This window comes from Streptomyces sp. V4I23, assembly GCF_030817975.1.
In the GTDB taxonomy this organism is placed as follows: Bacteria; Actinomycetota; Actinomycetes; order Streptomycetales; family Streptomycetaceae; genus Streptomyces.
Map to the genome: position 1 here is coordinate 4,768,132 of NZ_JAUSZW010000004.1, position 25,063 is coordinate 4,793,194.

26 protein-coding genes and 1 pseudogene are annotated in these 25,063 nt (G+C 72.1%); 14 read left to right on the top strand and 13 right to left on the bottom strand.

Annotated features, from left to right (window positions below):
- Positions 1-239 precede the first annotated feature (239 nt).
- The 4 genes from QFZ82_RS24005 to QFZ82_RS24020 are packed head-to-tail and all read right to left on the bottom strand — an operon-like array spanning position 240 to position 1,793.
- Positions 240-599, bottom strand: a complete 360-nt coding sequence (locus tag QFZ82_RS24005) for a hypothetical protein (RefSeq protein ID WP_307715120.1) — start codon at positions 597-599, stop codon at positions 240-242.
- A 36-nt stretch (positions 600-635) separates the two neighbouring features.
- Positions 636-908, bottom strand: coding sequence for a pyrroloquinoline quinone biosynthesis peptide chaperone PqqD (pqqD, locus tag QFZ82_RS24010; protein WP_307715121.1), 273 nt, complete (start codon positions 906-908; stop codon positions 636-638).
- The gene (pqqC, locus tag QFZ82_RS24015; protein ID WP_307715122.1) at positions 905-1,633 is read right to left on the bottom strand and encodes a pyrroloquinoline-quinone synthase PqqC; all 729 of its coding nucleotides are present in this window, start codon (positions 1,631-1,633) and stop codon (positions 905-907) included. Before pqqC ends, pqqD begins: the two co-directional genes overlap by 4 nt.
- 19 nt (positions 1,634-1,652) lie before the next feature.
- Positions 1,653-1,793 (bottom strand): pyrroloquinoline quinone precursor peptide PqqA, encoded by a 141-nt coding sequence (locus QFZ82_RS24020; RefSeq protein WP_307715123.1) that lies wholly within the window; start codon positions 1,791-1,793, stop codon positions 1,653-1,655.
- Between the two features lie 270 nt (positions 1,794-2,063).
- Here QFZ82_RS24020 and QFZ82_RS24025 point away from each other — a divergent pair.
- A pseudogene (locus QFZ82_RS24025) lies at positions 2,064-2,901 on the top strand (MurR/RpiR family transcriptional regulator).
- A 116-nt stretch (positions 2,902-3,017) separates the two neighbouring features.
- Complete coding sequence (locus QFZ82_RS24030; RefSeq protein ID WP_307715124.1) at positions 3,018-3,581, top strand: hypothetical protein; 564 nt, start codon at positions 3,018-3,020, stop codon at positions 3,579-3,581.
- Positions 3,582-3,593: 12 nt separating this feature from the next.
- Here the strand turns inward: QFZ82_RS24030 and QFZ82_RS24035 are convergent, their stop codons facing one another.
- The 6 genes from QFZ82_RS24035 to QFZ82_RS24060 form a co-directional block, all read right to left on the bottom strand.
- A complete protein-coding gene (locus tag QFZ82_RS24035; RefSeq protein ID WP_307715125.1) occupies positions 3,594-3,965 on the bottom strand; it encodes a hypothetical protein in 372 nt (123 codons plus the stop codon).
- 111 nt (positions 3,966-4,076) lie between these two features.
- The gene (locus QFZ82_RS24040; protein WP_307715126.1) at positions 4,077-4,463 is read right to left on the bottom strand and encodes a roadblock/LC7 domain-containing protein; all 387 of its coding nucleotides are present in this window, start codon (positions 4,461-4,463) and stop codon (positions 4,077-4,079) included.
- Positions 4,464-4,542: 79 nt separating this feature from the next.
- The gene (locus QFZ82_RS24045; RefSeq protein ID WP_307715127.1) at positions 4,543-5,316 is read right to left on the bottom strand and encodes a transcriptional regulator; all 774 of its coding nucleotides are present in this window, start codon (positions 5,314-5,316) and stop codon (positions 4,543-4,545) included.
- Positions 5,313-5,714, bottom strand: coding sequence for a hypothetical protein (locus QFZ82_RS24050; RefSeq protein WP_307715128.1), 402 nt, complete (start codon positions 5,712-5,714; stop codon positions 5,313-5,315). The genes QFZ82_RS24045 and QFZ82_RS24050 overlap by 4 nt, the downstream gene beginning before the upstream one ends.
- Positions 5,715-5,864: 150 nt before the next feature.
- The gene (locus QFZ82_RS24055; protein ID WP_307715129.1) at positions 5,865-7,244 is read right to left on the bottom strand and encodes an APC family permease; all 1,380 of its coding nucleotides are present in this window, start codon (positions 7,242-7,244) and stop codon (positions 5,865-5,867) included.
- Positions 7,245-7,353: 109 nt separating this feature from the next.
- Positions 7,354-8,688 carry a diaminopimelate decarboxylase gene (locus QFZ82_RS24060; protein ID WP_307715130.1) on the bottom strand — a complete coding sequence of 445 codons (1,335 nt, stop codon included), beginning with the start codon at positions 8,686-8,688 and terminating at the stop codon, positions 7,354-7,356.
- 121 nt (positions 8,689-8,809) lie between these two features.
- On the opposite strand from QFZ82_RS24060, the gene hutU reads away from it, so the two are divergent.
- The 4 genes from hutU (at position 8,810) to hutI (ending at position 14,284) form a co-directional block, all read left to right on the top strand.
- Positions 8,810-10,474 carry a urocanate hydratase gene (gene hutU / locus QFZ82_RS24065; protein WP_307715131.1) on the top strand — a complete coding sequence of 555 codons (1,665 nt, stop codon included), beginning with the start codon at positions 8,810-8,812 and terminating at the stop codon, positions 10,472-10,474.
- Between the two features lie 17 nt (positions 10,475-10,491).
- On the top strand, positions 10,492-11,706 hold the full coding sequence (locus tag QFZ82_RS24070; RefSeq protein WP_307717824.1) for an allantoate amidohydrolase: 1,215 nt from the start codon (positions 10,492-10,494) through the stop codon (positions 11,704-11,706).
- Entirely contained in the window at positions 11,697-13,031 is a 1,335-nt protein-coding gene (locus QFZ82_RS24075) for a formimidoylglutamate deiminase (protein ID WP_307715132.1), read from the top strand. The genes QFZ82_RS24070 and QFZ82_RS24075 overlap by 10 nt, the downstream gene beginning before the upstream one ends.
- An 86-nt stretch (positions 13,032-13,117) precedes the next feature.
- Complete coding sequence (gene hutI / locus QFZ82_RS24080) at positions 13,118-14,284, top strand: imidazolonepropionase (protein ID WP_307715133.1); 1,167 nt, start codon at positions 13,118-13,120, stop codon at positions 14,282-14,284.
- A 20-nt stretch (positions 14,285-14,304) separates the two neighbouring features.
- On the opposite strand, the gene QFZ82_RS24085 is transcribed toward hutI, so the two are convergent.
- Complete coding sequence (locus tag QFZ82_RS24085; RefSeq protein ID WP_307715134.1) at positions 14,305-15,177, bottom strand: NAD(P)H-binding protein; 873 nt, start codon at positions 15,175-15,177, stop codon at positions 14,305-14,307.
- Positions 15,178-15,266: 89 nt separating this feature from the next.
- Here QFZ82_RS24085 and QFZ82_RS24090 point away from each other — a divergent pair, with 89 nt between their 5' ends.
- The gene (locus tag QFZ82_RS24090; RefSeq protein WP_307715135.1) at positions 15,267-15,971 is read left to right on the top strand and encodes an aspartate/glutamate racemase family protein; all 705 of its coding nucleotides are present in this window, start codon (positions 15,267-15,269) and stop codon (positions 15,969-15,971) included.
- An 81-nt stretch (positions 15,972-16,052) separates the two neighbouring features.
- Here QFZ82_RS24090 and QFZ82_RS24095 read toward each other — a convergent pair whose 3' ends face one another.
- Positions 16,053-17,066 carry an RNA polymerase sigma factor SigF gene (locus QFZ82_RS24095; protein ID WP_307715136.1) on the bottom strand — a complete coding sequence of 338 codons (1,014 nt, stop codon included), beginning with the start codon at positions 17,064-17,066 and terminating at the stop codon, positions 16,053-16,055.
- A gap of 294 nt (positions 17,067-17,360) precedes the next feature.
- Between QFZ82_RS24095 and QFZ82_RS24100 the strand changes: the two genes are divergently transcribed.
- The 6 genes from QFZ82_RS24100 (at position 17,361) to QFZ82_RS24125 (ending at position 22,487) form a co-directional block, all read left to right on the top strand.
- Positions 17,361-17,729: an STAS domain-containing protein gene (locus QFZ82_RS24100; protein WP_307715137.1), complete on the top strand. Its 369-nt coding sequence runs from the start codon at positions 17,361-17,363 to the stop codon at positions 17,727-17,729.
- Between the two features lie 177 nt (positions 17,730-17,906).
- A complete protein-coding gene (locus QFZ82_RS24105; RefSeq protein WP_177152335.1) occupies positions 17,907-18,413 on the top strand; it encodes an ATP-binding protein in 507 nt (168 codons plus the stop codon).
- Positions 18,414-18,566: 153 nt separating this feature from the next.
- A complete protein-coding gene (locus QFZ82_RS24110) occupies positions 18,567-19,235 on the top strand; it encodes a peptidase (RefSeq protein WP_177152334.1) in 669 nt (222 codons plus the stop codon).
- The gene (locus QFZ82_RS24115) at positions 19,196-20,071 is read left to right on the top strand and encodes a hypothetical protein (protein WP_307715138.1); all 876 of its coding nucleotides are present in this window, start codon (positions 19,196-19,198) and stop codon (positions 20,069-20,071) included. Before QFZ82_RS24110 ends, QFZ82_RS24115 begins: the two co-directional genes overlap by 40 nt.
- A 2-nt stretch (positions 20,072-20,073) precedes the next feature.
- On the top strand, positions 20,074-21,078 hold the full coding sequence (locus QFZ82_RS24120; protein ID WP_307715139.1) for a hypothetical protein: 1,005 nt from the start codon (positions 20,074-20,076) through the stop codon (positions 21,076-21,078).
- 14 nt (positions 21,079-21,092) lie between these two features.
- The gene (locus QFZ82_RS24125) at positions 21,093-22,487 is read left to right on the top strand and encodes a hypothetical protein (RefSeq protein ID WP_307715140.1); all 1,395 of its coding nucleotides are present in this window, start codon (positions 21,093-21,095) and stop codon (positions 22,485-22,487) included.
- 60 nt (positions 22,488-22,547) lie between these two features.
- On the opposite strand, the gene QFZ82_RS24130 is transcribed toward QFZ82_RS24125, so the two are convergent.
- Positions 22,548-24,047 carry a peptide MFS transporter gene (locus tag QFZ82_RS24130; protein WP_307715141.1) on the bottom strand — a complete coding sequence of 500 codons (1,500 nt, stop codon included), beginning with the start codon at positions 24,045-24,047 and terminating at the stop codon, positions 22,548-22,550.
- A 336-nt stretch (positions 24,048-24,383) separates the two neighbouring features.
- Here QFZ82_RS24130 and QFZ82_RS24135 point away from each other — a divergent pair, with 336 nt between their 5' ends.
- The gene (locus QFZ82_RS24135) at positions 24,384-25,061 is read left to right on the top strand and encodes a response regulator transcription factor (protein WP_307715143.1); all 678 of its coding nucleotides are present in this window, start codon (positions 24,384-24,386) and stop codon (positions 25,059-25,061) included.
- Positions 25,062-25,063 lie beyond the last annotated feature (2 nt).

A 25,063-nucleotide genomic window follows, 5' to 3' on the forward strand; every position in this document is an offset into this window, starting at 1 on the left:
ACATTGGTGGATGTCGGCAGGGGGACCGGGCAGGTAACCCGGCCGGCATCCAGCGGCGTCAAGGACTTCCGGAGCGGCTCCCGGACCCCTGGACGCCACGGACGCGGAGACCGGCCCTGACCCGGTCCGTGTCCTTCGCGGGGACCGCCGTCGTCCCGCCCCCCGGCTCGCCGGGGGTGCGGCGGTCCCCGCGACATTCTTCAACGGCCCGTCCCGAAGCGGCCCGCCGCCGCAAGGGCCTAGTCCTCCCAGTCGGACTTCCTGCGCTGCGACGTCCGCTGCCAGGGCCACAGGCGCGCCGCGTGGGCGGCGTTCACGCCGACGATGCCGAGCCAGGTGACGATCAGGCCGGCCAGGCCGGCGTTGGCCGCACCGATCGCGGACAGCGGGACCGCCAGGACCAGGGAGACGATCGCGAAGCCGAAGCGCTCGCCGAAGTTCGATTCGGCGGCCTGCTTCGGCCGGGCACCCCCACGGGCGACGACCATCTGCTGCTCGGCCAGTTGGCGCCGCACCTGGCGGTCGACCGCGCCGTCGAGCCGCTGCCCGACCTTCTCCAGGAACGATTCGACGAGCGCGGCGTCGTACTCCTCCCCCAACTCGCGGCGGGCGTGCAGCGTGGCGTGCGCCGGACGTCATTGCAGCCAGCCCTCCTGTCGCAGACGGTCGAGGAACGGCGGGACGTCCGTGGCGACCGGAGCGCCCGGGAAGCGTCCGGCCAGCTCGTCGACGATCGCCCGCACGGTGCGGGTCCCGTCGCACAGCTCGACGACGACAGCGGCTCTGCCGGTGAGGACGACGACACGTTCGGGGAGGACCAGCAGGTCCGTTTCCCGGGCCCGGTCGTGGCGGCGCACGATGACCGGGGCCAGGGCCGGCTGCCAGCCGTCCGCCTGCGACGCCTTCACGACCCCTCCGGGCAGTGCGCGTGGGCCACCGCGTCGAGGAGCGCCCACAGGACGTCGCACTTGAAGCGAAGCGCCGCCACCGCACGTTCCTGGTCGTCGCGGGTGTACGCCCAGGAGAGGACCAGCCGGAGCGCCTCGGCGCTGTCCCGCCCGCCCTGGGAGACGAGGGAGCGGAAGCAGGCGAGGCCGTCCGGTTCGATCCACGAGTAGTGGCGTTCGAAGGCGTCGATGCGGGTGCGCATCAGGTCCGGGGCGGCCAGTTCGGTCAGTGAGGCGGCGACGGCTTCGAGGGGCGGGCGCAGGCGGCAGAAGTTCACGTAGCCGTCGACGGCGAGCCGTACGCCCGGCAGCACGGTGTCGCCGCTCAGCAGCGTCTCGCGGTCGAGGCCGGCCGCCTCGCCCAGTCGCAGCCACCGCTCGATGCCGCCCTCGCCCTCGTCCAGGCCGTCATGGTCCTGAATGCGGCGCAGCCACATGCGGCGCAGTGCGGAGGTGGGGAGCTTGGCGGTGATCAGGGCGTCCTTGACGGGGATGTGGCGCTGGTAGTGGAAGTGGTTGGCGATCCAGCAGCGCAACTCGGCCCGGCTGAGAGCGCCGCTGTGCATGCGGATGTTGAAGGCGTGGCGGTCGTGGTACCGCTCCTCAGGCACCGCGCGGAGCCGTGACTCGAACTCCGCGGTGCTCCAGGGGGCGTCGCCGACCAGGGTGAGCAGCGTGGTCACCACTCGATCACCATCCCGCCGGCTAGACGGAGTCGCTGTGCCGGCCGGTGACTTCCAGCGCGGTCCCGACGACCGTGTGCCCCGGGGTCTCCCAGGTGGAGTCGTCCGTCGTCTCCACGGCGGTCTCCTCGGCCTGCTCCGCGAGTGCCTCGGCTTCGTTCATGGTGCTGCCCTTCCGTTTGCGGTGGGGTCGGGGACCTGCTCCGACGGCGGCCCCGGTGCCCCCGACGACCGGGACGCCGCAGCCGCTCAGCCGCGCAGTGTCGAGAGGCAGCGCGCCGCGACCTTCTGTTACGGAGTCTTGACGCAATGCACCCGGCCGACCACTCGGATTCACCCGTCAGGGCCGCCCTTGCCCCTCCGCCGGGCAGCTGCATATGGTCATGCAGAGTTGTCGGTGGCTGAATAGATGGGGCCGGACGAGGGGGATGGCATGAACGACAGCCCTGCGGCGCGGCTGCAGTTGCTCTTCGAGGGACACCGCCTCACCCCGACCCAGCGGCGCATCGCGCACAGCATGGTCCGCCGGGCCGCGGACGTGCCGTTCCTGTCCAGTGTGGAGCTCGCCGAACTCGCGGGCGTCAGCCAGCCGTCGGTCACCCGCTTCGCCGTCGCCCTCGGCTTCGACGGCTACCCGGCGCTGCGCAGGCACCTGCGCGACGTCGTGCCGCCGGAGTCTGTCGCGCACGAGGACACGAACAACGAGTACCAGCAGGCGGTCCAGGCCGAGATCGAGAATCTGCGGCAGCTGGCCGAGATGCTCGCCGACCCCTCCCTCGTGGAGCGCGCCGGGCGGCTGCTCGCCGCCTCCCGTCCGCTGCCGGTGCTCGGGCTGCGCGCCGCGTCCTCGCAGGCCCGCGGCTTCGCGTACTTCGCCGCCAAGGTCCACCCCGACGTCCGCCTCCTCGACGAGGGCGGCTCGATGCTCGCCGACCGCATCGACTCCGCGCGGCGGGCCGGGGCGAGCGCGCTGCTGTGCTTCGCGCTGCCGCGCCACCCGAAGGAGGTCGTGGCGGCGCTGGAGTACGCGCGCGCTGCCGGACTGAAGGTGGTGACCGTCGCGGACTCGGCGTTCGCGCCGGTCGCGGCCCACAGCGATCTGCTGATCCCCGCCGCCGTGGGCACGGGCCTCGCCTTCGACACGGCGTGCGCCCCGATGCTGCTCGGCCGTGTGCTGCTGGAGGCCATGTGCGACGACCTTCCGGACGCCCAGGCGCGGCTCGAGGACTTCGACGCGCAGGGCGGCGGAGCGCGGCCTGTTCGTGGAGTAGCCGCTGGGGCCTGATTCCGCCGCGATTCTCATGCACCGCTCAGAATCGGCCGCTACCCTCCCGCCGGAACGGCAGCTCGACAGAACTCGACGGAACTCGGCGGAAAGGACCTTGCAGTGGGGCGCGGGGCGCAGTCGTTGGCGCGAGTGGCGGTGGCAGTACGGGCCGGTGCGGCACCCCTGTGGTGGCTGGGGGTTCTCGCCGCCGGGATCGGGCTGCTGCTGCCGGGGCTCACCGGACGTCGCATCGGGGTGCCGGCGGGGGCCGCACTGTTCCTTGTCACCGCTGCCGCGGTCGCTCTCGTGCGGCGCCGTCGGTACACGAGTCTCGCGGACTGCGCGACCCGTGCCGGACGGCACGACGTGCTCCAGGACCGCCGTGTGACGCTGAAGGTGGTGCGCCGGTCACGCCGCTGGTGGCTGCTGCTCGCCTTCCTCGCCGCCGTCGCGAGCTCGCTCGTGCTGCCGGCCGCGGGAGGGGCGGTGCTCGCCGGCGCGGGAGCGGGCCTGTGGCTCAAGGCCGTGTGGCTGGGCCGGCGCGAGCGCACACAGGAGACGCTGCTGTGGATGCGTACGGACTGGCTGGCCGATGGAGCGGTCGGTAAGCCGGTCAAGGGCTTCCGTACGACCGGGATCGCCGCCGGTGACGCCGCGCCCGGAGGGGCGCGGCGCCGGAGCTGAGCGGGGACGGGATCAGACCTCCAGTTCGGCCTCGATCTTCTTCAACTGGTGTCGGGCCATCGCCAGGTTCGCGCGCTCCTTGTCCAAGGCCAGGTACAGGAACAGGCCGCCCGCGCCGCGGCTCTTCATCAGGCGGATCAGGTGGTACTGCGAGCCGAGGGTGATCAGGATGTCCTCGATCTCGTCCTTGAGGCCCAGGTGCTCCATGGTGCGGACCTTGGCGCGGACCACGTCGGTGTTCCCGGCGGCGGCGACAGTGAGGTCGAGGTCCTTGCCGCCGCCTATGGTGCCCAGCGCCATGCCACTGGTGTAGTCGACGAGCGCGGCGCCGATGGCACCTTCGATGGTGGTGGCTTCCTTGAGCGCGGTCTCGGTGTTGGCCATGGCAGGCGCACGTTCCTTCCGTCGGTTGGTTGTCGTTCTCGCGGTGGTTCTGTTGCGGGTGGTTCCGGTGCGGCTTCGTGCGGGTGGGTCTGCGGGGGCGGCGGCCATGTGTCAGGCCTCCTGCGGTCGTTCGAGGGCGGCGTCCACCAGCGCCCCGACACGGACACAGGCCCGGCGGGCCTCGAGATGGAGCCGGCCCACGTTGATGCGCGGCTCGGCCAGTACGGTGAGCACGGCCGACGAGCCGGCCGCATAGGTGGCGACGTAGCCCGCCTCGCCCCGTACGAGCAGCTCCTTGAAGCCGCCCTGTCCGGTCGCCTCGGTCAGCCGCATCGCGACCCCGAGCGCGGCGGCGGTGAGCGCTGCGACGCCCTCCGCGTCCGGGGTGTCCGTCGCCAGCACCAGGCCGTCGACGCTTGCGGCGAGCACACCGGTCAGCTGCGGCACACGGGCGCGCAGTCTTTTGAGTTCACCGAGCACCTCGGTCTCGGCCGTCATGAGCTGTCTCCTCTCGGCACGCAGCCTCAAAGCACGCCTCATGACGGTGTGCGCAGAGCCCGGTGGGTCGTGCGGTGGGTCACAGGCTTGCCTCCAGAGCGTCGCGGAGCCGGCGTAACAGGGCGATGTCCGGGTCGGCGGGGAATCCGGCGACCCAGTCGGGCAGCGGGGCGGGGGTGGGCGGGACGGGCTCCGACGGTGTCTCGACGAGCCCCGCGGCGGCCATCCGCCGTACCTCGATCAGGGTGTTGAAAGCGGGCCGGCCGACGGCCCGGGCGATCACCGGCGGGGTGCGCACACCGTCGGCGAGCTCCAGCAGCGTCCGCTGTCTGCGGGTGGCCGTGGCACCGTGGCCCGGCGGACGGCGGCGCAGCGGTGCGGTGTCCACCTCGGGGTGCGGCCACACGGAGTCGAGCAGCCCGCGCCGCCGGCGCGCCTCCCGGACGACGGCCGCGGCGGGCACGGGGCGCACGGTGCCGATCCAGTGCGCGACGCCGTAGCGGAAGCGGGTCGGTCCGCTGCCGGGCGCCAGGGCGAAGAACGCGGCGTCGTGGAGGGCACCGAGGTGGCAGATCTCCAGTGCGCCGCCGGTGACCTGGCCGCTGTCGACGAGGAAGCGTGCCACTTCGCGGCGTGCGCCGGCCCTCGCCACCGCCTCCTGCCAGCCTTCGGGTGCCAGTTGGCCGCCTGCGGTCAGCAGCACGTCGAGGCCGGGTGCGGCCGGGCTCTCGGCGTGCACCACCTGGCCGTCGGCGAGGTAGAGGGCCCCGTGGTCACGGACCAGGACGCCGGTGGCGCGCTCCTCGGCCAGCCGCACGAGCATGGGGGAGACGGTCGTGGCCGCTGCGGTCATCCGAGGACCAGCCGCTCTGCGAGGTCCGCGAGGCGCAGCCGGGCGAGCGCCAGATTGCCGGTGTCCCGGTCGAGCCACAGATGCAGGAACACACTGCTGTCGAACGTGGTCTCCACGAACCGCATCACGTGGTATCCGGTGCGGGTGGTGACGATGAGGTCCTCGACGGGTAACCCCTTGGTGCCTTCGGATGCCGGTGTTCCGTCGGATGCGAAGGACGGGTACTCGGCGGCCATCCTGGCCAGTTCGGCCGTCTCGGCCGCGGTGCTCTCGTGGTCGCCGCCGGGGGTCTCCCCGACGGCGCCGAGGGCGAGGCCGCTGGTCCAGTCCACGATGGAGGCTCCCCGCGCCCCGGGCACCACCATGGCTTGCAGCAGACACTCGTCGATTCCGGGCACGCGGACTCCCCTCCCCGCCTCGGTGTGCCGCGCAACCGGCACGGCAGTGACGGAGAGGTTACTCAACGTGGCGCCCTCAGGGGTGAGTTTCTGGCATTTTCCAACGGAACATGCGCGCGCCCGATAAAGTCCGCCCCGTCCGAGACGGCCCTATCCGTTGCCGGTGCCTGCCTCCTCTTCGTGGCGCACCTTCATCACCAGCTTGTTGACACCCCACAGCAGGATGCCGATGCCGACCAGCACCCCGGCCCGGATGTAGACGTCCGCCGCGCGGTCGGCGAGCGGGCTGGCCAGGATCACCGCCGTGATCGCGCCGAGGACCGGCAGGACCGTCGGCGTGCGGAAGTGCGCGTGCTCCACGCGGTCCTTGCGCAGCACCAGCACGGCCACGTTGACGACCGCGAACACGCACAGCAGCAGGAACGCGGTCGTGTCGCCGAGCCCCTCGATCTCGCCCGTGGACACGAGCCCGATGGCGATCAGCGTCACGAACACGATGCCGGTGACCGGGGTGCGGCGCCGCCGCAGCACCTTGCCCATGCCGCGCGGGAGGACCTTCTCGTTGGCCAGGCCGTAGCAGAGCCGGGAGGCCATCATGATGTTGATCAGCGCCGAGTTGGTGACCGCGAACAGCGCGATCAGCGCGAAGAGCCGGGGCGGGAAGTCGACGCCGCCCGCTTTGACGACCTCCAGCAGCGGGCCGCTGGACTTCTCCAGGGTGCGGTAGTCCACGAGCAGCGACGACACCAGGGCGACGAGCACGTAGATCGTGCCGGTGACCGCGACACCGGTGAAGATCGCGCGGGGGAAGCTGCGCACCGGATCGTGGGTCTCCTCCGCCATGTTGACCGAGTCCTCGAACCCCACGAAGGCGAAGAACCCGAGCGCGGTGGCGCCCAGCACGCCGGTGATCAGCGCGTAGCCCGTGCCCGACGCCTCGAACTCGCCCAGCCGGGACGGCTCTCCGTCACCGGTGATCACCGCCCAGGCGCCGATCGCGAGGATCACGAGCAGGCCGGTGAGCTCGACGAGCGTCAGCACCACATTGGTCTTCACGGACTCCGACACACCGCGCAGGGCGAGCGCGGCGAGAGCGAGAATGAAGGCGATCGCGATGACGGTGGGCGGGATCGCGTCGGTGAACTCCCGGAAGTAGTCCCCGCTGAAGGCGCGGGCCGCGGCGCTCGCGGACGACAGCCCCGAGCACATCACCATGAAGGCGACGACGAAGGTCAGGAAGGGGACCTTGAAGGCCTTCTGGGTGTACAGCGCCGCCCCGGCGGCCTTCGGGTACTTCCCGACCAGCTCGACGTACGAGGCGGCCGTCAGGATCGCGACCACGAAGCCGATGGCGAACGGCAGCCACAGCGCGCCCCCGACCTTGCCCGCCACCTTGCCGGTGGTGGCGTAGATGCCGGTCCCGAGGATGTCGCCGATCACGAAGAGGATCAGCAGCTTCGGCCCGATCGCCCGCTTGAGCGAAGGGGACCCGTCCGGTGTTCCGGTGGACGCCGGCGCGGATGCGCTCATGAGACACCTTTCCCGTGGACCCGACCGTTCCCGACGGAAGAGTTTCTGCCCGGTGGGACCGGTGTGATGCCTGTGGGCGGCCGGGACGCGGCGTGTTGCGCCGCCTGGGCTACAGCAGCGCGCCCGGGCAGGCGCCGCCCGATTCCGCGACGATCTCGTCGAGGGTCTGCGCGGCTCGTACCAGGCTGAAGCGGACCCCGTCGGAGCCGGCGGTGAAGCCGTGCACGGCGGTCCTGGGCAGGCTGTTGTAGCCGTAGTGGCTGGAGAAGTAGTACGCGCCCGTGTCGAGCGCCGCGATCACGTCGCCCTGCTCCAGCAGCGGCAGGGCCCGCTTCTCGGCGAGCAGGTCACCGGCGAAGCAAGCCGGTCCCGCGACGTCCTGCACCACGTCCGGCCCCGGCTTGGGCAGGCCCTTGGCGTCGTACGCGGCGATCCTCAGCGGCCAGGACACCGGGTCGTAGACGGTGCGGGTGGCGACCTGGACGCCGGCGTGCGTGACGGCGATGGGACGGCCGCCGGCCGACTTCGCGTACTCGACACGGGCGAGGACCAGGCCGTGCTTGGCGACCAGAGAGCGGCCGAACTCGGTGACCAGCCCGTAGCGCCCGTCGAAGAGGCCCGGCACGTGCTCCTTCAGCTGCCGCGCGTACGCGGCGAAGGTGGGCGTGTGCTCGTCGGAGGCGAAGTTGACCGGGAGGCCGCCGCCGATGTCGATCGTGTCGACCTGGCGGCGGCCCGCCGCCGCGTTGATCTCCTCGGCCAGCTCGTAGACGGCGAGGACGCCCTGGGCCATGCGCGCGAGCGGCATTCCCTGGGAACCGGAGTGGGTGTGCAGACGGGTCAGCCAGGGGCGTTCCGCGTAGGCGCGCACGACCGCGTCCCTGGCCCCCGCGTCGGCGAGCGCGAAGCCGAACTTGGACGTGGCCGTGGCCGTCGACAGCGCGCCGATCGAGCCGCCGCCGACCTGCGGATTGACGCGCAGTCCCAGCGGCGAGGCGCTCGGCCCCTCGGCCATCAGGGCGTCGATGCGCCACAGTTCCTGGAAGTTGTCCGCGTTGACCGCGATCCCCAGCGCGAGGGCCTCGCGCAGTTCGGCGCCGGTCTTGGCGGGGGAGTCGAGCACCGTCAGACCGGCGGGCAGGCCGGCGGCCCGCGCGAGCGCCAGTTCGCCCGGGCTCGCGACCTCCGCGCCGATGCCCTCGGCGTGCAGGAGGGCGAGGACCGGTACCAGCGGGGCGGCCTTGACGGCGAAGGCGTGCAGCACCGGCGCGTCGGTGACGGCGGCGAAGGCGGCCCGCAGCGCCGCCGCCGAGGAGCGGATACCCGCCACGTCGATCAGGGCGGTCACGGGCTCGGCCCCGGAAACAAGGCCCTGCTCCACGGCCGCTCGCACGGCCAGGTCCCGACGCTCGGCGGTCACGTCCCCTGTCACGTCCGCAGTCATGGTGTTCAGCCAATCATCCGGCGGGTCGCGCCGCAGCTGTTGACTAAAACTATTCAGACATACAGGATGTGAATAGAAGATCCCACAACCGTAGTCGTCGCTGTCGCGAGGAGGCATCGCCATGTCAGGACCCCGCCCCGTTCGGGCACCGCGCGGTACGGAGCTGAGCGCACTGGGCTGGCAGCAGGAAGCCGCGCTCCGGATGCTCCAGAACAACCTCGACCCCGAGGTGGCGGAGCATCCGGACAAGCTGGTGGTCTACGGCGGTACGGGCAAGGCGGCGCGGGACTGGCGTTCGTTCGATGCGATGGTGCGCACGCTGCGGACGTTGAAGCAGGACGAGACGATGCTGGTGCAGTCGGGTCGTCCGGTGGGGGTGATGCAGACGCACGAGTGGGCGCCGCGGGTGCTGATCGCGAACTCGAACCTGGTGGGGGACTGGGCGAACTGGGAGGAGTTCCGGCGTCTGGAGCAGCTGGGGCTGACCATGTACGGGCAGATGACGGCCGGTTCGTGGATCTACATCGGGACGCAGGGCATTCTGCAGGGCACGTACGAGACGTTCGCGGCGGTGGCGGCGAAGAAGTTCGGCGGGACGCTGGCGGGGACGATCACGCTGACCGCGGGTCTGGGCGGCATGGGCGGCGCCCAGCCGCTCGCCGTCACCATGAACGACGGCGTGGCGATCTGCATCGACTGCGACCCCCGCGCGATCGAGCGCCGTATCGAGCACCGCTACCTGGACGTGAAGGCGGACTCCCTGGAGCATGCGCTCCAGCTCGCGGTCGAGGCCCGGGACCAGCGCAGGCCCCTGTCCATCGGTCTGCTGGGCAACGCGGCGGAGCTGCTGCCGCGGATGCTGGCCGAGGGCGCGCCCGTCGACATCGTGACGGACCAGACGTCGGCGCACGATCCGCTGGCGTATCTGCCGGTGGGGGTCGACTTCGGCGACATGCAGTCGTACGCGGCGAAGGACCCGGCCGGGTTCACCACCCGAGCCCGTGAGTCCATGGCCCGGCATGTGGAGGCGATGGTCGGCTTCATGGACGCGGGCGCCGAGGTCTTCGACTACGGGAACTCGATCCGCGGCGAGGCTCAGCTCGCGGGCTACGACCGGGCGTTCGCGTTCCCGGGTTTCGTGCCCGCCTACATCCGGCCGTTGTTCTGCGAGGGCAAGGGTCCCTTCCGGTGGGCGGCGCTCTCGGGCGAGGCCTCCGACATCCACAAAACCGACAAGGCGATGCTCGAGCTCTTCCCGGAGAACGAGTCGCTGGCGCGCTGGATCACGATGGCGGGCGAGCGCGTCCACTTCCAGGGCCTGCCGGCGCGGATCTGCTGGCTGGGTTACGGCGAGCGGGACAGGGCGGGTGAGCGGTTCAACGACATGGTGGCGAGCGGTGAGCTGGCCGCGCCGCTGGCCATCGGTCGTGACCATCTGGACTGTGGTTCGGTCGCCTCTCCGTACCGGGAGACGGAGGCGATGCTGGACGGGTCGGACGCGATCGCGGACTGGCCGTTGCTGAACGCGATGGTGAATGTGGCCTCGGGTGCGTCGTGGGTGTCGATCCACCACGGCGGTGGTGTGGGCATGGGCCGTTCGATCCACGCGGGTCAGGTGTCGGTCGCGGACGGCACGAGGCTGGCGGGCGAGAAGGTCCGCCGGGTGCTGACCAACGACCCGGGCATGGGCGTCATCCGCCACGTCGACGCCGGCTACGACATCGCCGAGACCGTCGCCGCCGACAAGGGCGTCCGCATCCCCATGCGCGAGGGTGACCAGGCGTGACCACTTCGTTCCACGAGATGTGGCGGGAGCTCGCGCCCATCGGGCGCAACGCCGACACCGGCGGATACCGCCGGTACGCGTGGACCGAGGCCGACCGCGAGTGCCGCGCCTGGTTCCAGGAGCAGGCCGAGGCGCGCGGGCTCGCCTACGAGACCGACCGCAACGGCAACCAGTGGGCCTGGCTCGGCGACCCCTCCGCGGGTGACGCCGTCGTCACCGGCTCGCACCTCGACTCCGTCCCCGACGGCGGAGCCTTCGACGGGCCGCTGGGTGTCGTGTCCTCCTTCGCCGCACTGGACGAACTACGCCGCAGAGGTGCGGAGTTCACCCGGCCGCTCGCCGTCACCAACTTCGGTGACGAGGAGGGCGCCCGGTTCGGGCTCGCCTGTGTCGGCTCCCGGCTCGCCGCCGGGCAGCTGACGCGTGAGGCCGCGTACGAGCTGCGCGACGGCGACGGGATCAGCCTGCCCCGGGCGATGGAGGCCGCCGGGTACGACCCGGCCGCCATCGGGCCCGACCCCGAACGGCTCGCCCGTGTCGGCGCGTTCGTCGAGCTGCACGTCGAGCAGGGCCGCGCCCTCGCTGCAATGGACAGCGGCTCCGCCGCGGGGACCGGCCACGCGGTCGGCATCGCCTCCGCGATCTGGCCGCACGGCCGCTGGCGCTTCGACTTCCGCGGCGAGGCGAACCACGCCGGCACCACGCGCCTCGTCGACCGGCGCGACCCGATGCTGACGTACGCGGAGACCGTGCTCGCCGCCCGCCGCGAGGCGGAACTCGCGGGCGCCGTCGCCACGTTCGGCAAGATCTCCGTCGAGCCGAACGGCGTCAACGCCATCCCCTCCCTCGTCCGCGGCTGGCTCGACTCGCGCGCCCCCGACCAGGCGGCGCTCGACACCGTCGTCACGGCGATCGAGCACGCCGCGAAGGAGCGCGCGGACCGCGACGGAGTGGACCTGGCCGTCGTACGGGAGTCGTTCACCCCGGTGATCGAGTTCGAGCACGCGCTGCGCGACGAGCTCAACAAGATCCTCGGCGGTGCCGTTCCGGTCCTCGGCACGGGCGCCGGACACGACGCGGGAATCCTGTCCGCGTCCGTTCCGACCGCCATGCTGTTCGTACGCAACCCCACGGGGATCTCGCACTCCCCGGCGGAATTCGCGCCCGAGGACGACTGCGTGGCCGGGGTGATCGCACTCGCCGACGTACTGGAGGGCCTGGCGTGCAGGTGACCTACTGGCTGGAACACGCCTGGCTCGGCGCCCACGTCGAGCCGGGTGTGGCACTGGACGTGCGCGACGGCAGCATCGCGGCCGTCCGCACGGGCGTGGACGCCCCGCCGCCGGGAGCGGTGGTCCTGCGCGGGCTCACCGTCCCGGGCCTGGCGAACGCCCACTCGCACGCCTTCCACCGCGCCCTGCGCGGCACGGTCCAGGTCGGCAGCGGCACGTTCTGGACCTGGCGCGAGGTCATGTACCAGGTCGCGTCCGGGCTGACCCCTCAGACGTACTTCACGCTGGCCCGCGCGGTGTACGCGGAGATGGCGCTCGCCGGGATCACGGCCGTCGGCGAGTTCCACTACCTCCATCACGCGCCCGGAGGCACGCCCTACGCCGATCGGAACGCCATGGGCGAGGCCCTGATCGCGGCCGCGGCCGAGGCGGGCATCCGCATCACGCTGCTCGACACGGCGTATCTGTCCTCAGGCTTCGGCGAGCCGCCGAACCGGCACCAGCTGCGCTTCTCCGACGGCACGGCGGACGCCTGGGCAGAGCGTGCGGACGCCCTGAAGGACGGCGAGCACGTACGCATCGGAGCGGCGATCCACTCCGTACGGGCCGTCCCGGCACAGCAGTTGTCGACGGTCGCCTCCTGGGCGTCCGCACGCAACGCGCCCCTCCACGTCCACCTCTCCGAGCAGACCGCGGAGAACGACGCCTGCCTCGCGGCGCACGGGGTGACACCGGCCCGGCTGCTCGCCGACCACGGCGTCCTCGGCCCCCGCACCACCGGGGTGCACAACACGCACCTGACGGACGAGGACATCGCGCTGCTGGGCGGCACGGCGACGGGCACCTGCATGTGCCCCACGACGGAACGCGACCTCGCCGACGGCATCGGACCCGCCCCCGCGCTCCAGGCCGCCGGCTCGCCGCTGTCCCTCGGCAGCGACAGCCACGCGGTGATCGACCTGTTCGAGGAGGCGCGGGCGATGGAGCTGAACGAACGCCTCCGCTCACGTACGCGCGGCCACTGGACGGCGGCGGCACTGCTGCGCGCGGCGACGGCGGACGGCCACGCCGCACTGGGCTGGCCCGACGCGGGCCGCCTGGAGCAGGGCGCGCTCGCGGACTTCACCACCATCACGCTGGACTCCGTGCGCACGGCCGGACCGGTGCCGAGGCTGGGCGCGGAGACGGCGGTCTTCGCGGCGGGCGCGGCGGACGTGCGGGACGTGGTGGTGGGGGGCCGCCGCGTCGTGCGCGACGGGTCGCACGTGCTGGTCCCGGACGTGGGGTCGGCGCTCACGGAGGCGGTGGCCGCGCTGCGCCGATGACGTTGCCCCACCCCGCCCTCCCCCTACGGCCGCCAGGCCGTAGGGGGAGGGCGGGGTGGGGAAAAGGAACCCCCCGAAAGGACCCCATGACCACCACCCTCGTCACCAACATCGCCACCCTCGTCACCAACGACCCCGCCCTCGGCGACGGGCCCCTCGGCCTCGTCGAGAACGGCGCGCTCGTCATCGACGGCGACCGCGTCGTCTGGGCCGGCGCCGCCGAGGACGCGCCCGACGCCGACCTGCGGCACGACGCCCGGGGCCGCGCCTGCATCCCCGGCTTCGTGGACTCCCACTCGCACCTCGTCTTCGCAGGCGACCGCACCCAGGAGTTCAACGCCCGTATGTCCGGCCGGGCCTACTCCGCCGGCGGCATCCGCACCACCGTCGCCGCCACCCGCGCCGCGAGCGACGACGAGCTCGAGGCCAACCTCACGCGGTATCTCGACGAGGCCCTGCGCCAGGGCACGACCACGTTCGAGACCAAGTCCGGGTACGGGCTGACCGTCGAGGACGAGGCCAGGGCGCTGCGGATCGCCGCCCGGCACACGGACGAGGTGACGTACCTCGGCGCGCACGTCGTCTCCCCGGACTACGCCGACGACCCGGCGGCCTACGTCGCCCTCGTCACCGGCGAGATGCTGGACGCCTGCGCGCCGCACGCCCGCTGGATCGACGTGTTCTGCGAGAAGGGCGCGTTCGACGGGGACCAGGCGCGTGCGGTGCTGACCGCGGGCAAGGCGAAGGGCCTCCTGCCGCGCGTGCACGCCAACCAGCTCGGCTACGGCCCGGGCGTGCAGCTCGCCGTCGAGCTGGACGCCGCGTCCGCCGACCACTGCACCCACCTCACGGACGCGGACGTCGACGCCCTCGCAGGCAGCGCGACCGTCGCGACCCTGCTGCCGGGCGCGGAGTTCTCCACCCGCGCCGAGTGGCCCGACGCGCGCCGTCTGATCGACGCCGGCGCCACTGTCGCGCTGTCGACGGACTGCAACCCGGGCTCGTCGTTCACGTCCTCGATGCCGTTCTGCATCGCACTCGCCGTGCGCGACATGGGGATGACACCCGACGAGGCGCTGTGGTCCGCCACGGCGGGCGGCGCCGCGGCCCTGCGCCGTACGGACGTGGGCCGCCTGACGCCCGGGTCCCGCGCGGACCTCGCCCTGCTGGACGCCCCGAGCCATGTCCACCTCGCCTACCGGCCGGGCGTGCCGCTGGTGCGCGAGGTCTGGCGGGCCGGTAAGCGTGTCTAGCCGGTCCGGTCCGGGGAGGGCTACGGCAGCAGGTGCGCGTAGCTGCGCGGGTGCTCGGCCAGGTACTCGCGCAGCGACTGCGCCGGGTGCCCCGTCAGCCGCGGCACCGCGTCCGAGACCGCGGCCATCTCTCCGGCGGCCATCGCCTCGTACGACGTGACCCAGCCCGTCACCTCCCACTCCTCGGCGCCGTAGCCGGCACGGGAGGCGTAGGCCTCGTCCTCGGACTCGGGGACGTAGCGCACGGTGCGGCCGGTGGCGCGGGTCAGTTCGGCCGCGGCCTCCGCGAGGGAGAACGCGGTGGGACCGGTCAGGTCGTACACCGCGCGGTCGTGCGGACCGGGTCCGTCGAGGAGCACGGCCGCCGCCGCGTCGGCGATGTCGTCGTGGGCGACGGCGGCCACCCGGCCCTGCCCGGCCGGGCCGCGCAGCACCCCGTCAGCGCCGGTCATCGCCGGGAACGCGGCCAGGTAGAAGTTGTCCCGCAGGAAGGTGTGGTGCACCCGGCGGGCCCGGATGTACTCCTCCGTGTGGAAGTGGTCGCGGGCGAAGGTGAACGTCGCGTCCGGTGCGGCGCCCACGAACGAGATGTACACGATCCGCCCGACGCCCGAGGCGAGTGCCGCGTCCACGGCCGTGTGGTGCTCCTGGACCCGCCCGGGCGCCTCGTGCGCCGAGACGAGGAACAGCGTGTCCGCGCCGTCCAGGGCCCGCCGCATCGCCTCGCCGTCGCCGTAGGAGGCGGGGGGCGCGGCGACCGCGCCGGGCAGCTCGGGCAGCCGGGCCGGATCGCGGCCCACCAGCCGGGTCGCGACGCCCGCCGCCGAGAGCCTGGCCGCCACCCGGCCGCCGACGCGTCCGCTCGCTCCGGTGACGGCGATGACAGGGGGCATGACGGGTGTCCTCTCGTACGGCCGGGCTGTGCGGACCAGTGTCACCGGCGGCCGCATCCGCCCGGGCCGCGACATGCGACAGTGGCCCGATGCGAACCATCGGACTGATCGGCGGCATGAGCTGGGAATCCAGCGCGGAGTACTACCGGCTCCTCAACGAGCTCGTACGGGAACGCCTCGGCGGACTCCACTCCGCCAGGTGCGTCCTGCATTCCGTGGACTTCGCCGAGATCGAGGAACTGCAGGTCGCGGGCGAGTGGCAGCGGGCCGGCGACATCCTCGCCGAGGCCGCGAAGGGTCTGGAGGCGGCGGGCGCTGACCTGCTGCTGATCTGCACCAACACGATGCACAAGGTCGCCGGCCAGGTGCAGGACGCGGTCGGTGTGCCGCTGCTGCACCTCGCGGACGCCACCGCCGCGGCCGTGCGGGCGCATGGCCTCGCCACCGTGGGCCTGCTGGGCACCGCCTTCACCATGGAGCAGGACTTCTACCGGGACCGGCTGGCCTCCCACGGCCTGACGGTCCTCACTCCGGACGCCGCCGGGCGCGCCCTCGTCCACCGGGTGATCTACGAGGAGTTGTGCCTCGGAGTCGTCCGCGAGGAGTCCCGGGCCGCCTACCGGCGGGTCATCGGCGAGCTCGTCGCGGAGGGCGCGCAGGGCGTCGTCCTCGGCTGCACGGAGATCGAGCTGCTGATCGGGGCGGACGACAGCCCGGTGCCGGTGTTCCCGACGACGCGGCTGCACGCGGAGGCGGCGGTGACGGCCGCGCTGCAACCGCCCGCCGCACCCTGACGGGCCCTGACGGGCTCCACGACGGGGAAGGGCCCGTTCCTGACGGAGCGGGCCCTTCCGGAGGCAGTGGGAGCGGTCGGCTCACTCCTCCAGAGTGAGCCCCCTGCGCAGCTTCACCAGCGTCTTCGTCAGCAGCCTCGACACGTGCATCTGTGAGATGCCGAGCTCCTCGCCGATCTCCGACTGCGTCATGTTCGCCACGAACCGCAGGCTGAGGATCGTGCGGTCCCGCGCCGGGAGCCCCGCGATCATCGGCTTGAGCGACTCGACGTACTCGATGCCCTCGAGGCCGTGGTCCTCGTACCCGATGCGGTCGGCGAGCGCGCTCTCGGTGTCGTCCTCCTCGGGCTGGGCGTCCAGCGAGCTCGCGGTGTACGCGTTGCTCGCCGCCATGCCCTCGACGACCTCGTCCCGGCCGATGCCGAGGCGTTCGGCGAGTTCGCCGACGGTGGGCGTGCGGTCCAGCTGCTGGGAGAGCTCGTCACCGGCCTTCGCGAGTTCGAGCCGCAGTTCCTGCAGCCGCCGCGGCACCCGCACCGACCAGGACGTGTCCCGGAAGAAGCGCTTGATCTCGCCGATGATGGTCGGCATCGCGAACGTGGGGAACTCGACGCCCCGGCTGAGCTCGAACCGGTCGATCGCCTTGATCAGGCCGATCGTGCCGACCTGGACGATGTCCTCCATCGGCTCGCTGCGCGTCCGGAACCGTGAGGCGGCGAACTTGACCAGGGCCAGGTTGAGTTCGATCAGCGTGTTGCGGACGTAGGCGTACTCGTGCGTGCCCTCTTCGAGGATCGTGAGCCGCTCGAAGAGCGTCTTCGACAGCGCTCGCGCGTCCAGCGAGTCAACCTCGTCGAAAGGCGGAATCGCCGGCAGATCCGGAAGGTCTTCCAGGCCGGCGGACTGCTGTCCGGTGGCCGCGGCCCCGGTCACTGCGGCTTCGGTCGCCGCGTCGCACGCGGTGGTTGCCTGGGGTGCCACGTCGGTCGCGGCGGCGCCGGGACCGGTCGTCTCGGCGGGGTCGTGAGCGGTCGTACGGGCGGGGTGTGCCGACGGCGCGGTGGGGGTACGCGGTACGTCGAGCCGGGGTGACATGGTGTCCTCCATCGTTCTCGGCATATGGCTGCCGATGCCATGCATGCTGCTGCGGTGAGCGGCGCCTCCAAAGCCGGCCGTGTCGGTGTGTCCTTACTAGCCCTACCGGCTCGGCAGGGCCGATCGCAAGTGGCGTATGTCATGTATGTCCGTATTGGGGGGTAGTTCGGGTACCGGTCGACGCCGGGAAGGCGTAGGGTTCGACGGGCGTCCGGCGCCGCCCGAGTGGCGGCATGTGACGTGTGGCACGAAACGGTGGACGACGCAGCGAACGACACGGCGAAGAGGGACGGCATGGACCGCGAGACGGTCGGCAGCGTGAGTCGGGGCCGGCTTCAGGTCGAGGTTCGGACCGAGGGCCGCAGCGAGATTGTGCAACCGGCGGGTGAGCTGGATCACCACACCGCCGAACTGTTGCGCGCCCCCCTGGACGAGGCGATCGATCGAGGCCGTGTGCGCCTGGTGATCGACTGTTCACGCCTCGATTTCTGCGACTCCACCGGGCTCAATGTCCTGCTGGGTGCCCGGCTGAAGGCAGAGGCCGGTGGGGGAGGGGTCCATTTGGCCGGGATGCAGCCCTTGGTGGCGAGGGTCTTCGAGATCACCGGAGCCGAGGCGGTCTTCACCGTGCACGACTCCCTCGAAGCGGCCCTGTCCGACTGAGTCCGGGGCCCGCCGTGCCGCCCTGTAGTCGGCGTCACGTGTGCCGTGCCGACCTAGTGGGTGTTGTCACGATTCGGCCGGGCAGGAGTACCCCCGCAGAATGTTGAACGCCCAATACTCTGCGTACTGAAACCATGGCGAACTGGTGAACCGGTGAATCGGTGAGGTGAAGCGCTGATGAGCACCACCCGGCAGCAACAGCCGGGCGATCTCGGCCCCGAGCCGGGAGCCGCCGCCGCGGCGCCGACCGTGCCTGTATCCGCCGCACCGGTCGGTGGCGCGGTGCGCAGGCTCTCGCTCGGCAGCGCCAGCGGGATCGTTCCGCTCGCCCGCGACTTCACCAGGCAGGCGCTCCACGACTGGGGCTGGCTGCCCGCCGGGACGGCGGACCGCAGGGCGGCGGCCGAGGACGTGCTGCTGGTCGTCTCCGAACTGGTCACCAACGCCTGTCTGCACGCCGAGGGCCCCGAGGAGCTGCGCATCGGCTGCGACGGGAAGGTCCTGCGTCTGGAGGTCACCGACCGCGGCACGGGCCAGCCCGCGCCGCGTACCCCGCACCGCGCTGGACGGCCCGGTGGCCACGGCATGTTCATCGTCCAACGCCTCTGCCTGGACTGGGGAGTCGTGCGGACACCCGGCTCGCCGGGGAAGACGGTGTGGGCCGAACTCGCCGCCCCCGCGTGAGCGTTTCGCAGGCCGTCGCCGAATCTCTTGTGGAGCACGCCGATACGGCGTGCTCTTTGTCTTCCCTCCCCAGGGCCCCCGGCGTACCTTGAGCCCCGATCTGATGTGCCGTCAGTAACGCCGTCAGTCCATGCGCGCACGAGGGGAACCGAGGTGTCGTACCGGAACCGCAAGCGGACAGCTCTCGCGGCGGCAGCGGCCGTGGCGGGCTCGGCGGTGCTGATCGCCGCCCCCGCCGCGCAGGCCGCCGTCGTCGACGTCGACTACCAGTGCCGGACCCCCATCGGCCCCAAGGGGGCGGTCTCGCCGATCGACATCAGGGCAGAGAGGAGCGGCAGCGCCTACCGGCTCACGATGTCGTTCCGCAAGGGCGTCTCGTCCAGCCCGGTCGAACTGGGCAAGGGCGCCATGAACCCGAGCGCGGTCATCCAGGTGGGCGGCGCGGACCGGGGAGAGGTGCGGGTGTCCGGCCCGGCCAACGCCGCGGCGATCCCCGCCGAAACGCCCATCAAGATCAATGACCTGTCGGGCACGTACACGCCGCGCAGGAGCGGCAAGGTCACCTTCACCGCGGGCGTGCTGACGATCAAGGCGCTCGGCACGACGACCACGTGCACGCCGCGCAACAACCCGGGACCGTCGCTGGAACTGGACGTCACGGCGGCGGGCGGCGGCACGGCGTCCGCGTCCTCGCGGCTCCCGAGGACGGGCCCGCTGGACTCGGCCGTGGCGCTCGGCACGCTCGGCGGTACGGTGCTGCTCACCGGTGCCGCGGGCGTCCTGTGGCTGACCCGGCGCGGCGGCGGCCGGGCCGCGGGCTGACCGTGCGGGCCGCGCTCGCGCTCGTCCTCGCGCTCACGGCGGCGCCACTCCTCCCGGCGGCGCCTCCGGCGGTGGCGGCGTCCGGGCCATGGGCGCCGGACCGCGCGTACCTGTACCTGGAGGGCGCGCCCGGCGCCGTACTGGAGGACCGGCTCGCGGTGACCAACCAGGCCGGCGAGCCGCTCACCCTGCGCCTGCGGGCCGACGCGGCCGGGCCGTGGATCGCGCTGGCCGCCCGTACGGTCACCGTCCCCGCCCGCACCCGCGCGGAGGTCCCCTTCACCGTCACCCTGCCCGCGAGCACCCCGCCCGGCGGGCAGACGGCGACGATCACGGCGTCCGGCCGGGGCCGTGAGGAACCGGTGCGGCTCCATCTGCGGGTGCGCGGGCCGCTGTTGGCGGCCCTCACGGTCGAGGACGTGTCGTACGCGGACGGCTCGATCCGCTACGCCCTCGTCAACCGGGGCAACACGCCGCTGACGCCGCGTGTGGCGCTCCGCGCGGACGGCCTGTTCGGCGAGGTCCTCAGCCGCCCCGCCCGCGTGCGGGCCGAGCTGCCCCCGGGCCGCCGGGTCGCCCTTTCCGAACCCTGGTCCGACCCGCCGCACCTGGACGCCGTGGACATCCGCGTGACGGCGAGCGCGCCGGGAGCCGCCCGGGCCGAGGCGACCGCCTCGCGGACGTTCGCGGCCTGGCCGGCGACGGCGACGCTGCTGACGTGCGCCGTGACGGCGGCGGCCCTGGTCCTCCGGCGCCGCGTGCCGAGCCGCCGCGCGCAGCGCCGCCGCCGTGGCCGCACCGTCCCCGAACGCCGACCGCCGGGAGCAGGAGCCTGACCATGCAACGTGCCGTTCCCACCGCCCTGTTGGCCCTTCTGCTCCTGTTCCTGCCCGCGGCCGCCGCGCTGGGCGCGCCCGCGCCCACCCCGACCGTCGAGCTGTCCGCGTCCCAGGCGGGCAAGGGCGGGGACCTCACCGTCAGCGGTGCCGGGTGGCGGGCGAAGACCCTGCTGATCCTGCTGATCTGCGGGAAGTCCTCGCCCGGCACGGGCGTCATCGGCGGCACCAACTCCTGCGCCAACGCCGACGGACGCGCGGTCACCACCGACTCCCGGGGCGCCTTCGACAAGAGGCTGCCGGTCGCCGAGCCGCCCGAGCCGTGTCCCTGTGTCGTGCACGTCGCCACGGTGACCGGTGAACAGCAGGTGGTGGACGCGGAGTTCGTGGTGGCGGGCCACCCCACCGAACCGCTTCCCGAGCAGACCGGCGACGGCCGCCTCGCCGTCCTCACCCCAACCCGGCTGCGGGGCGCGTCGGGCCTGCTGGTCCTCTTCGGCGCCCCGCCCTCCCGGACGCTCGAGTTCACCGTCGGCAATCTCGGGACGACGCCCGTGAAGGACCCCGTCTTCCAGGTCGGCACCGCCCACGGGGTGTTCGCGCCCCAGTGGGAGGAGCAGCAGTGGCGCGGCACGATCAAGCCGGGGGCCAAGGCGCGGATCGAACTGCCCGTCCGGCTCGCGGCAGGCGCCCACGGCGACTACGCGGTCTCGGTGAAGTACGGGGGCAAGGTCGTCGCCGAACAGCCCTGGGGCGTCGGCCGGCCCTGGGGCGTGACCGTCTTCTGGATCCTGCTGGCCCTGGTGGTGCCCACGGCGCTGTTCCGCATCGGCATGGCGGTCGTCGACCGCGTACGGCCGCCGGGCTCGCGGCACGCCCGCCGCACCGGCCGGGCCCGCCCGCCCGCCTCCCCCTCGACCACCACGGCGGCACTGCCGTGGTTCACCCCTGACTCCGCACCGTCAGAGAACCGGACCGACCGGCCCACGACGAAGGGACATTCGTGAGTACGCAACGGAGGATGAGCGCGGCCGGGGTCGCGCTGATGCTCGGCGGCGCGGGGATCCTGCTGGCCGCGAGCCCCGCACAGGCCGCCGAGGTCTCGTACGCGACGGAGTGCATTCCGCCGCCGATCTCCGGCCTGCCGCCCGTCCAGGGCACGACCACGGTGCAGATCACCGCGCCGGCGGAGGCCAAGGTGGGCGACGAGGTCGAGGTGGTCTGGAAGACGGTCCAGGCCGCCTCCAAGAACCCGGACATCCTGGACCTGCAGAAGGACACGGTCAAACCGACCGGCACGATCACCCTCGGCGGCGCCGCCACGGGCGAGCTGGCGATGGAGGGGCCCCGGCAGAACCCGCCGATCCCGAAGAACAGCCCGATGGTGCTGCCCGACATGAAGGGCACGCTGAAGCTGGAAGAGGCGGGCGAGGTCACGCTGACACCGGGGCCGTACGCCATCAACGTCTCGAAGCCGATCTCGACGGACACCAGGTGCGCGCCGAAGGAGACGGTCCGGGTCGGGGCGACGATCAAGGTGTCGCAGGGCGGCGGCACGAGTTCCGGAGGAACCACCTCCGGCGGCACGAGCTCCGGCGGAACCACCTCCGGCGGAACCACCTCCGGCGGAACCACCTCCGGCGGAACCACCTCCGGCGGAACCACCTCCGGCGGAACCACCTCCGGCGGAACCACCTCCGGCGGTACGACGGACGGAGGGGCGAGTTCGGGTGGTACGACGAGCGGCGGCGGCTCCGGCGGGACGTCCGGCGGCGGTGGCGGTGATCAGACGGACTTCGAGGGCAAGGAGATCGAGGTCGCGTACGAGTGCAAGACACCCATCGGCGACAAGAACGCCGTCTCCCCGGTCCGCATCAACGCCAGGAAGAACGGCGGCGACTACGGCCTCACCGTGAAGTTCTCCAAGTCCGTCATGGACAGCCCGGCCGACATCCCCAAGGACTCGGTCAAGCCGTCCATGGAGGTGAAACTCGGCGGCGCCGACAAGGGCTTCGTCCATGTCGAGGGGCCGACGAACAAGGACCCCATCAAGGCCGGCGACCCGATCGAGATCCCCGACCTGACGGGCACGTACAAGCCCGGTGCCACGGGCCGGACGACGCTCAGCCCGGGCGTTCTCACGGTGAAGGCGCTCGGCACGACCACCACCTGCACCCCGCCGGCGGACGTGCCGTTCTCCCTCGAACTCGACACCTCGGCCCAGCCGGGCGGAGCGGCCGGCGGCGGCACGAGCGGCGGCGCCGGCGGCTCCGCCACGAGCGGCGGCCTGGCCCAGACCGGCGCCGAGGACACCGGGGCCCTGCGCGCCCTGGCCCTGGTGGCGGGCACGGCGATCCTGCTGGGCGGCGCGGTCTTCACGTTCACGCCGTGGCAGCGCCTGCGCGGCACCCCCTGAACGGCGGAGGGCCGCCGCACCGAATCGGTGCGGCGGCCCTCCGTGCGCGTACGGGGCGTGTCAGTGCACGCCGCCCATGAGCGGCTGCACCTTCCTGCGGTACATGAAGATCGCGACACCGGCGATCACCGCGAGCGCGCCCTGGCTGGCGAACCACCACTCGGTGTCCGTCGGCGCGCCCATCAGCTGGAGCAGGGCGATGACCGAGTCGCCGGCGGTGACGGCCAGGAACCAGACACCCATCATCTGGGACGCGTACTTGGCGGGCGCCAGCTTCGTCGTCAGCGACAGGCCGACCGGGGACAGGGTCAGCTCACCCACGGTCTGGATCAGGTAGACCGAGCACAGCCACAGCGGGGTGACCATGACGCCGCCCGCGGAGGCGGCCTGGGCCAGCATCATCACGAAGAACGAGGCGCCGATGAGCACCAGGCCCTGCGTGAACTTGACCAGCGTGCTGGGCTCCTTGGAGCGGCGGGCCAGCGCGACCCACAGCCAGGCGAAGACCGGGGCGAGCGCCATCACGTACAGCGGGTTCAGCGACTGGAACCAGCTGGCCGGGAAGTCGAAGCCGAACAGGGTGCCCGAGGTGTTGTTCTCGGCGAACAGGCTCAGCGTGGAACCGGTCTGGTCGTAGATGCCCCAGAAGACGGCGGCGGCGACGAAGAACCAGACGTACGCCGACATCCGCGAGCGCTCGACCGGCTCCAGGTCGGAGTCGCGCTTGATACGGATCAGGTACCAGGCGGGCAGGACGAGACCCAGGATGGTCAGCGGCCACAGCACCCAGTCGATGGTGAACGAGCCGGAGAGGCCGACGACGCCGTAGGCGGCGGCCGCGACGGCGAGCCAGATCAGGGCCTTCTTGATGATGCCGGCGCGCTCGGCGTCGGACAGCGGGGCGGGCACCTGGTTCGACTCCGGGGCCAGGTTGCGGAAGCCCAGGAAGAAGAAGGCGAGACCGAGGGCCATGCCGACACCGGCCATGGCGAAGCCGTAGTGCCAGTTGATCTTCTGGCCCACGTAACCGATCGTCAGCGGGGCGACGAAGGCACCGAGGTTGATGCCCATGTAGAAGATCGTGAAGCCACCGTCACGGCGCGGGTCGTTCTTGTCCCGGTAGAGGTGGCCGACCATCGTCGAGATGTTGGCCTTGAGCAGACCGGAACCGGCGGCGATGAGCGCCAGACCGATGAAGAACGAGATTTCCATCGGCAGGGCCAGCATGAAGTGGCCGACCATGATGACCGTGCCGGAGACCGCCACGGTCTTCCGCGCGCCCCACACCCGGTCGCCGAACCAGCCGCCCGGCAGGGCGAGCAGGTAGACCATGGCGTTGTAGACGGAGTAGATGGCGACGGCGGTAGCCGTGTCGAAGCCGAGACCGCCCTTGGCCACGGAGGCCGACAGGTAGAGAACGAGCAGAGCCCGCATGCCGTAGAAGCTGTAGCGCTCCCACATCTCGGTCATGAAGAGATTGGCCAGACCGCGGGGGTGGCCGAGGAACGTCTTCTTGTAGCCAGGGGTGCTGGCCGAGTCCCTCGTCAGGCTGGACGCCATGGTCGATCCTTGCTCGCTCGGGACGCGGCGCTTCGTGAGCGGTGACGCGCCCGGTGGGGTCACTTCGCGCTGCCGTCAAGACCGGCAGGACAATCCTTTGCAGAAATGAGACCTTTGGCGCGTGGATTCGTCCAAAGGTCCCCAGTCACTACATCAGGCGTCTCGACACCTTACGCCATGACAGTGCGACATATAAAAGGACTTGAGATATGAATCACAGGTAAACGCGGAACCATCTGCCCTGAATCGAAGGCCGTCACCAGGATCGCATCCCTGAGTCCGGGCCCTTGTGGATCACGCCCCGGCGGCTGGGCCATGCGGACTACCATCACCTTCATGACCCGTGTACTGCTCGCCGAGGACGACGCATCCATCTCCGAGCCACTGGCCCGAGCCCTGCGCCGGGAGGGCTACGAGGTGGAGGTGCGCGAGGACGGTCCGAGCGCCCTCGACGCCGGACTCGCGGGCGGGGTCGATCTCGTCGTGCTGGACCTGGGGCTGCCCGGTATGGACGGCCTGGAGGTCGCGCGGCGGCTGCGCGCCGACGGGCACACCGTGCCGATCCTGGTGCTCACCGCGCGGGCGGACGAGGTGGACACCGTGGTCGGTCTCGACGCGGGCGCCGACGACTACGTCACCAAGCCGTTCCGCCTCGCCGAACTGCTCGCCCGGGTCCGGGCCCTGCTCCGGCGCGGCGCCGCCGAGCCCGCGCCCGCCCCCGCCACGCACGGCGTGCGGATCGACGTCGAGTCGCACCGCGCCTGGATGGGCGAGGAGGAGCTCCAGCTCACCGCCAAGGAGTTCGACCTGCTGCGCGTCCTCGTGCGCGACGCCGGACGGGTCGTCACCCGCGACCAGTTGATGCGCGAGGTCTGGGACACCACGTGGTGGTCGTCGACCAAGACCCTGGACATGCACATCTCCTGGCTGCGCAAGAAGCTCGGCGACGACGCGGCCAACCCCCGGTACATCGCGACCGTGCGCGGCGTGGGCTTCCGCTTCGAGAAGTCCTGAGA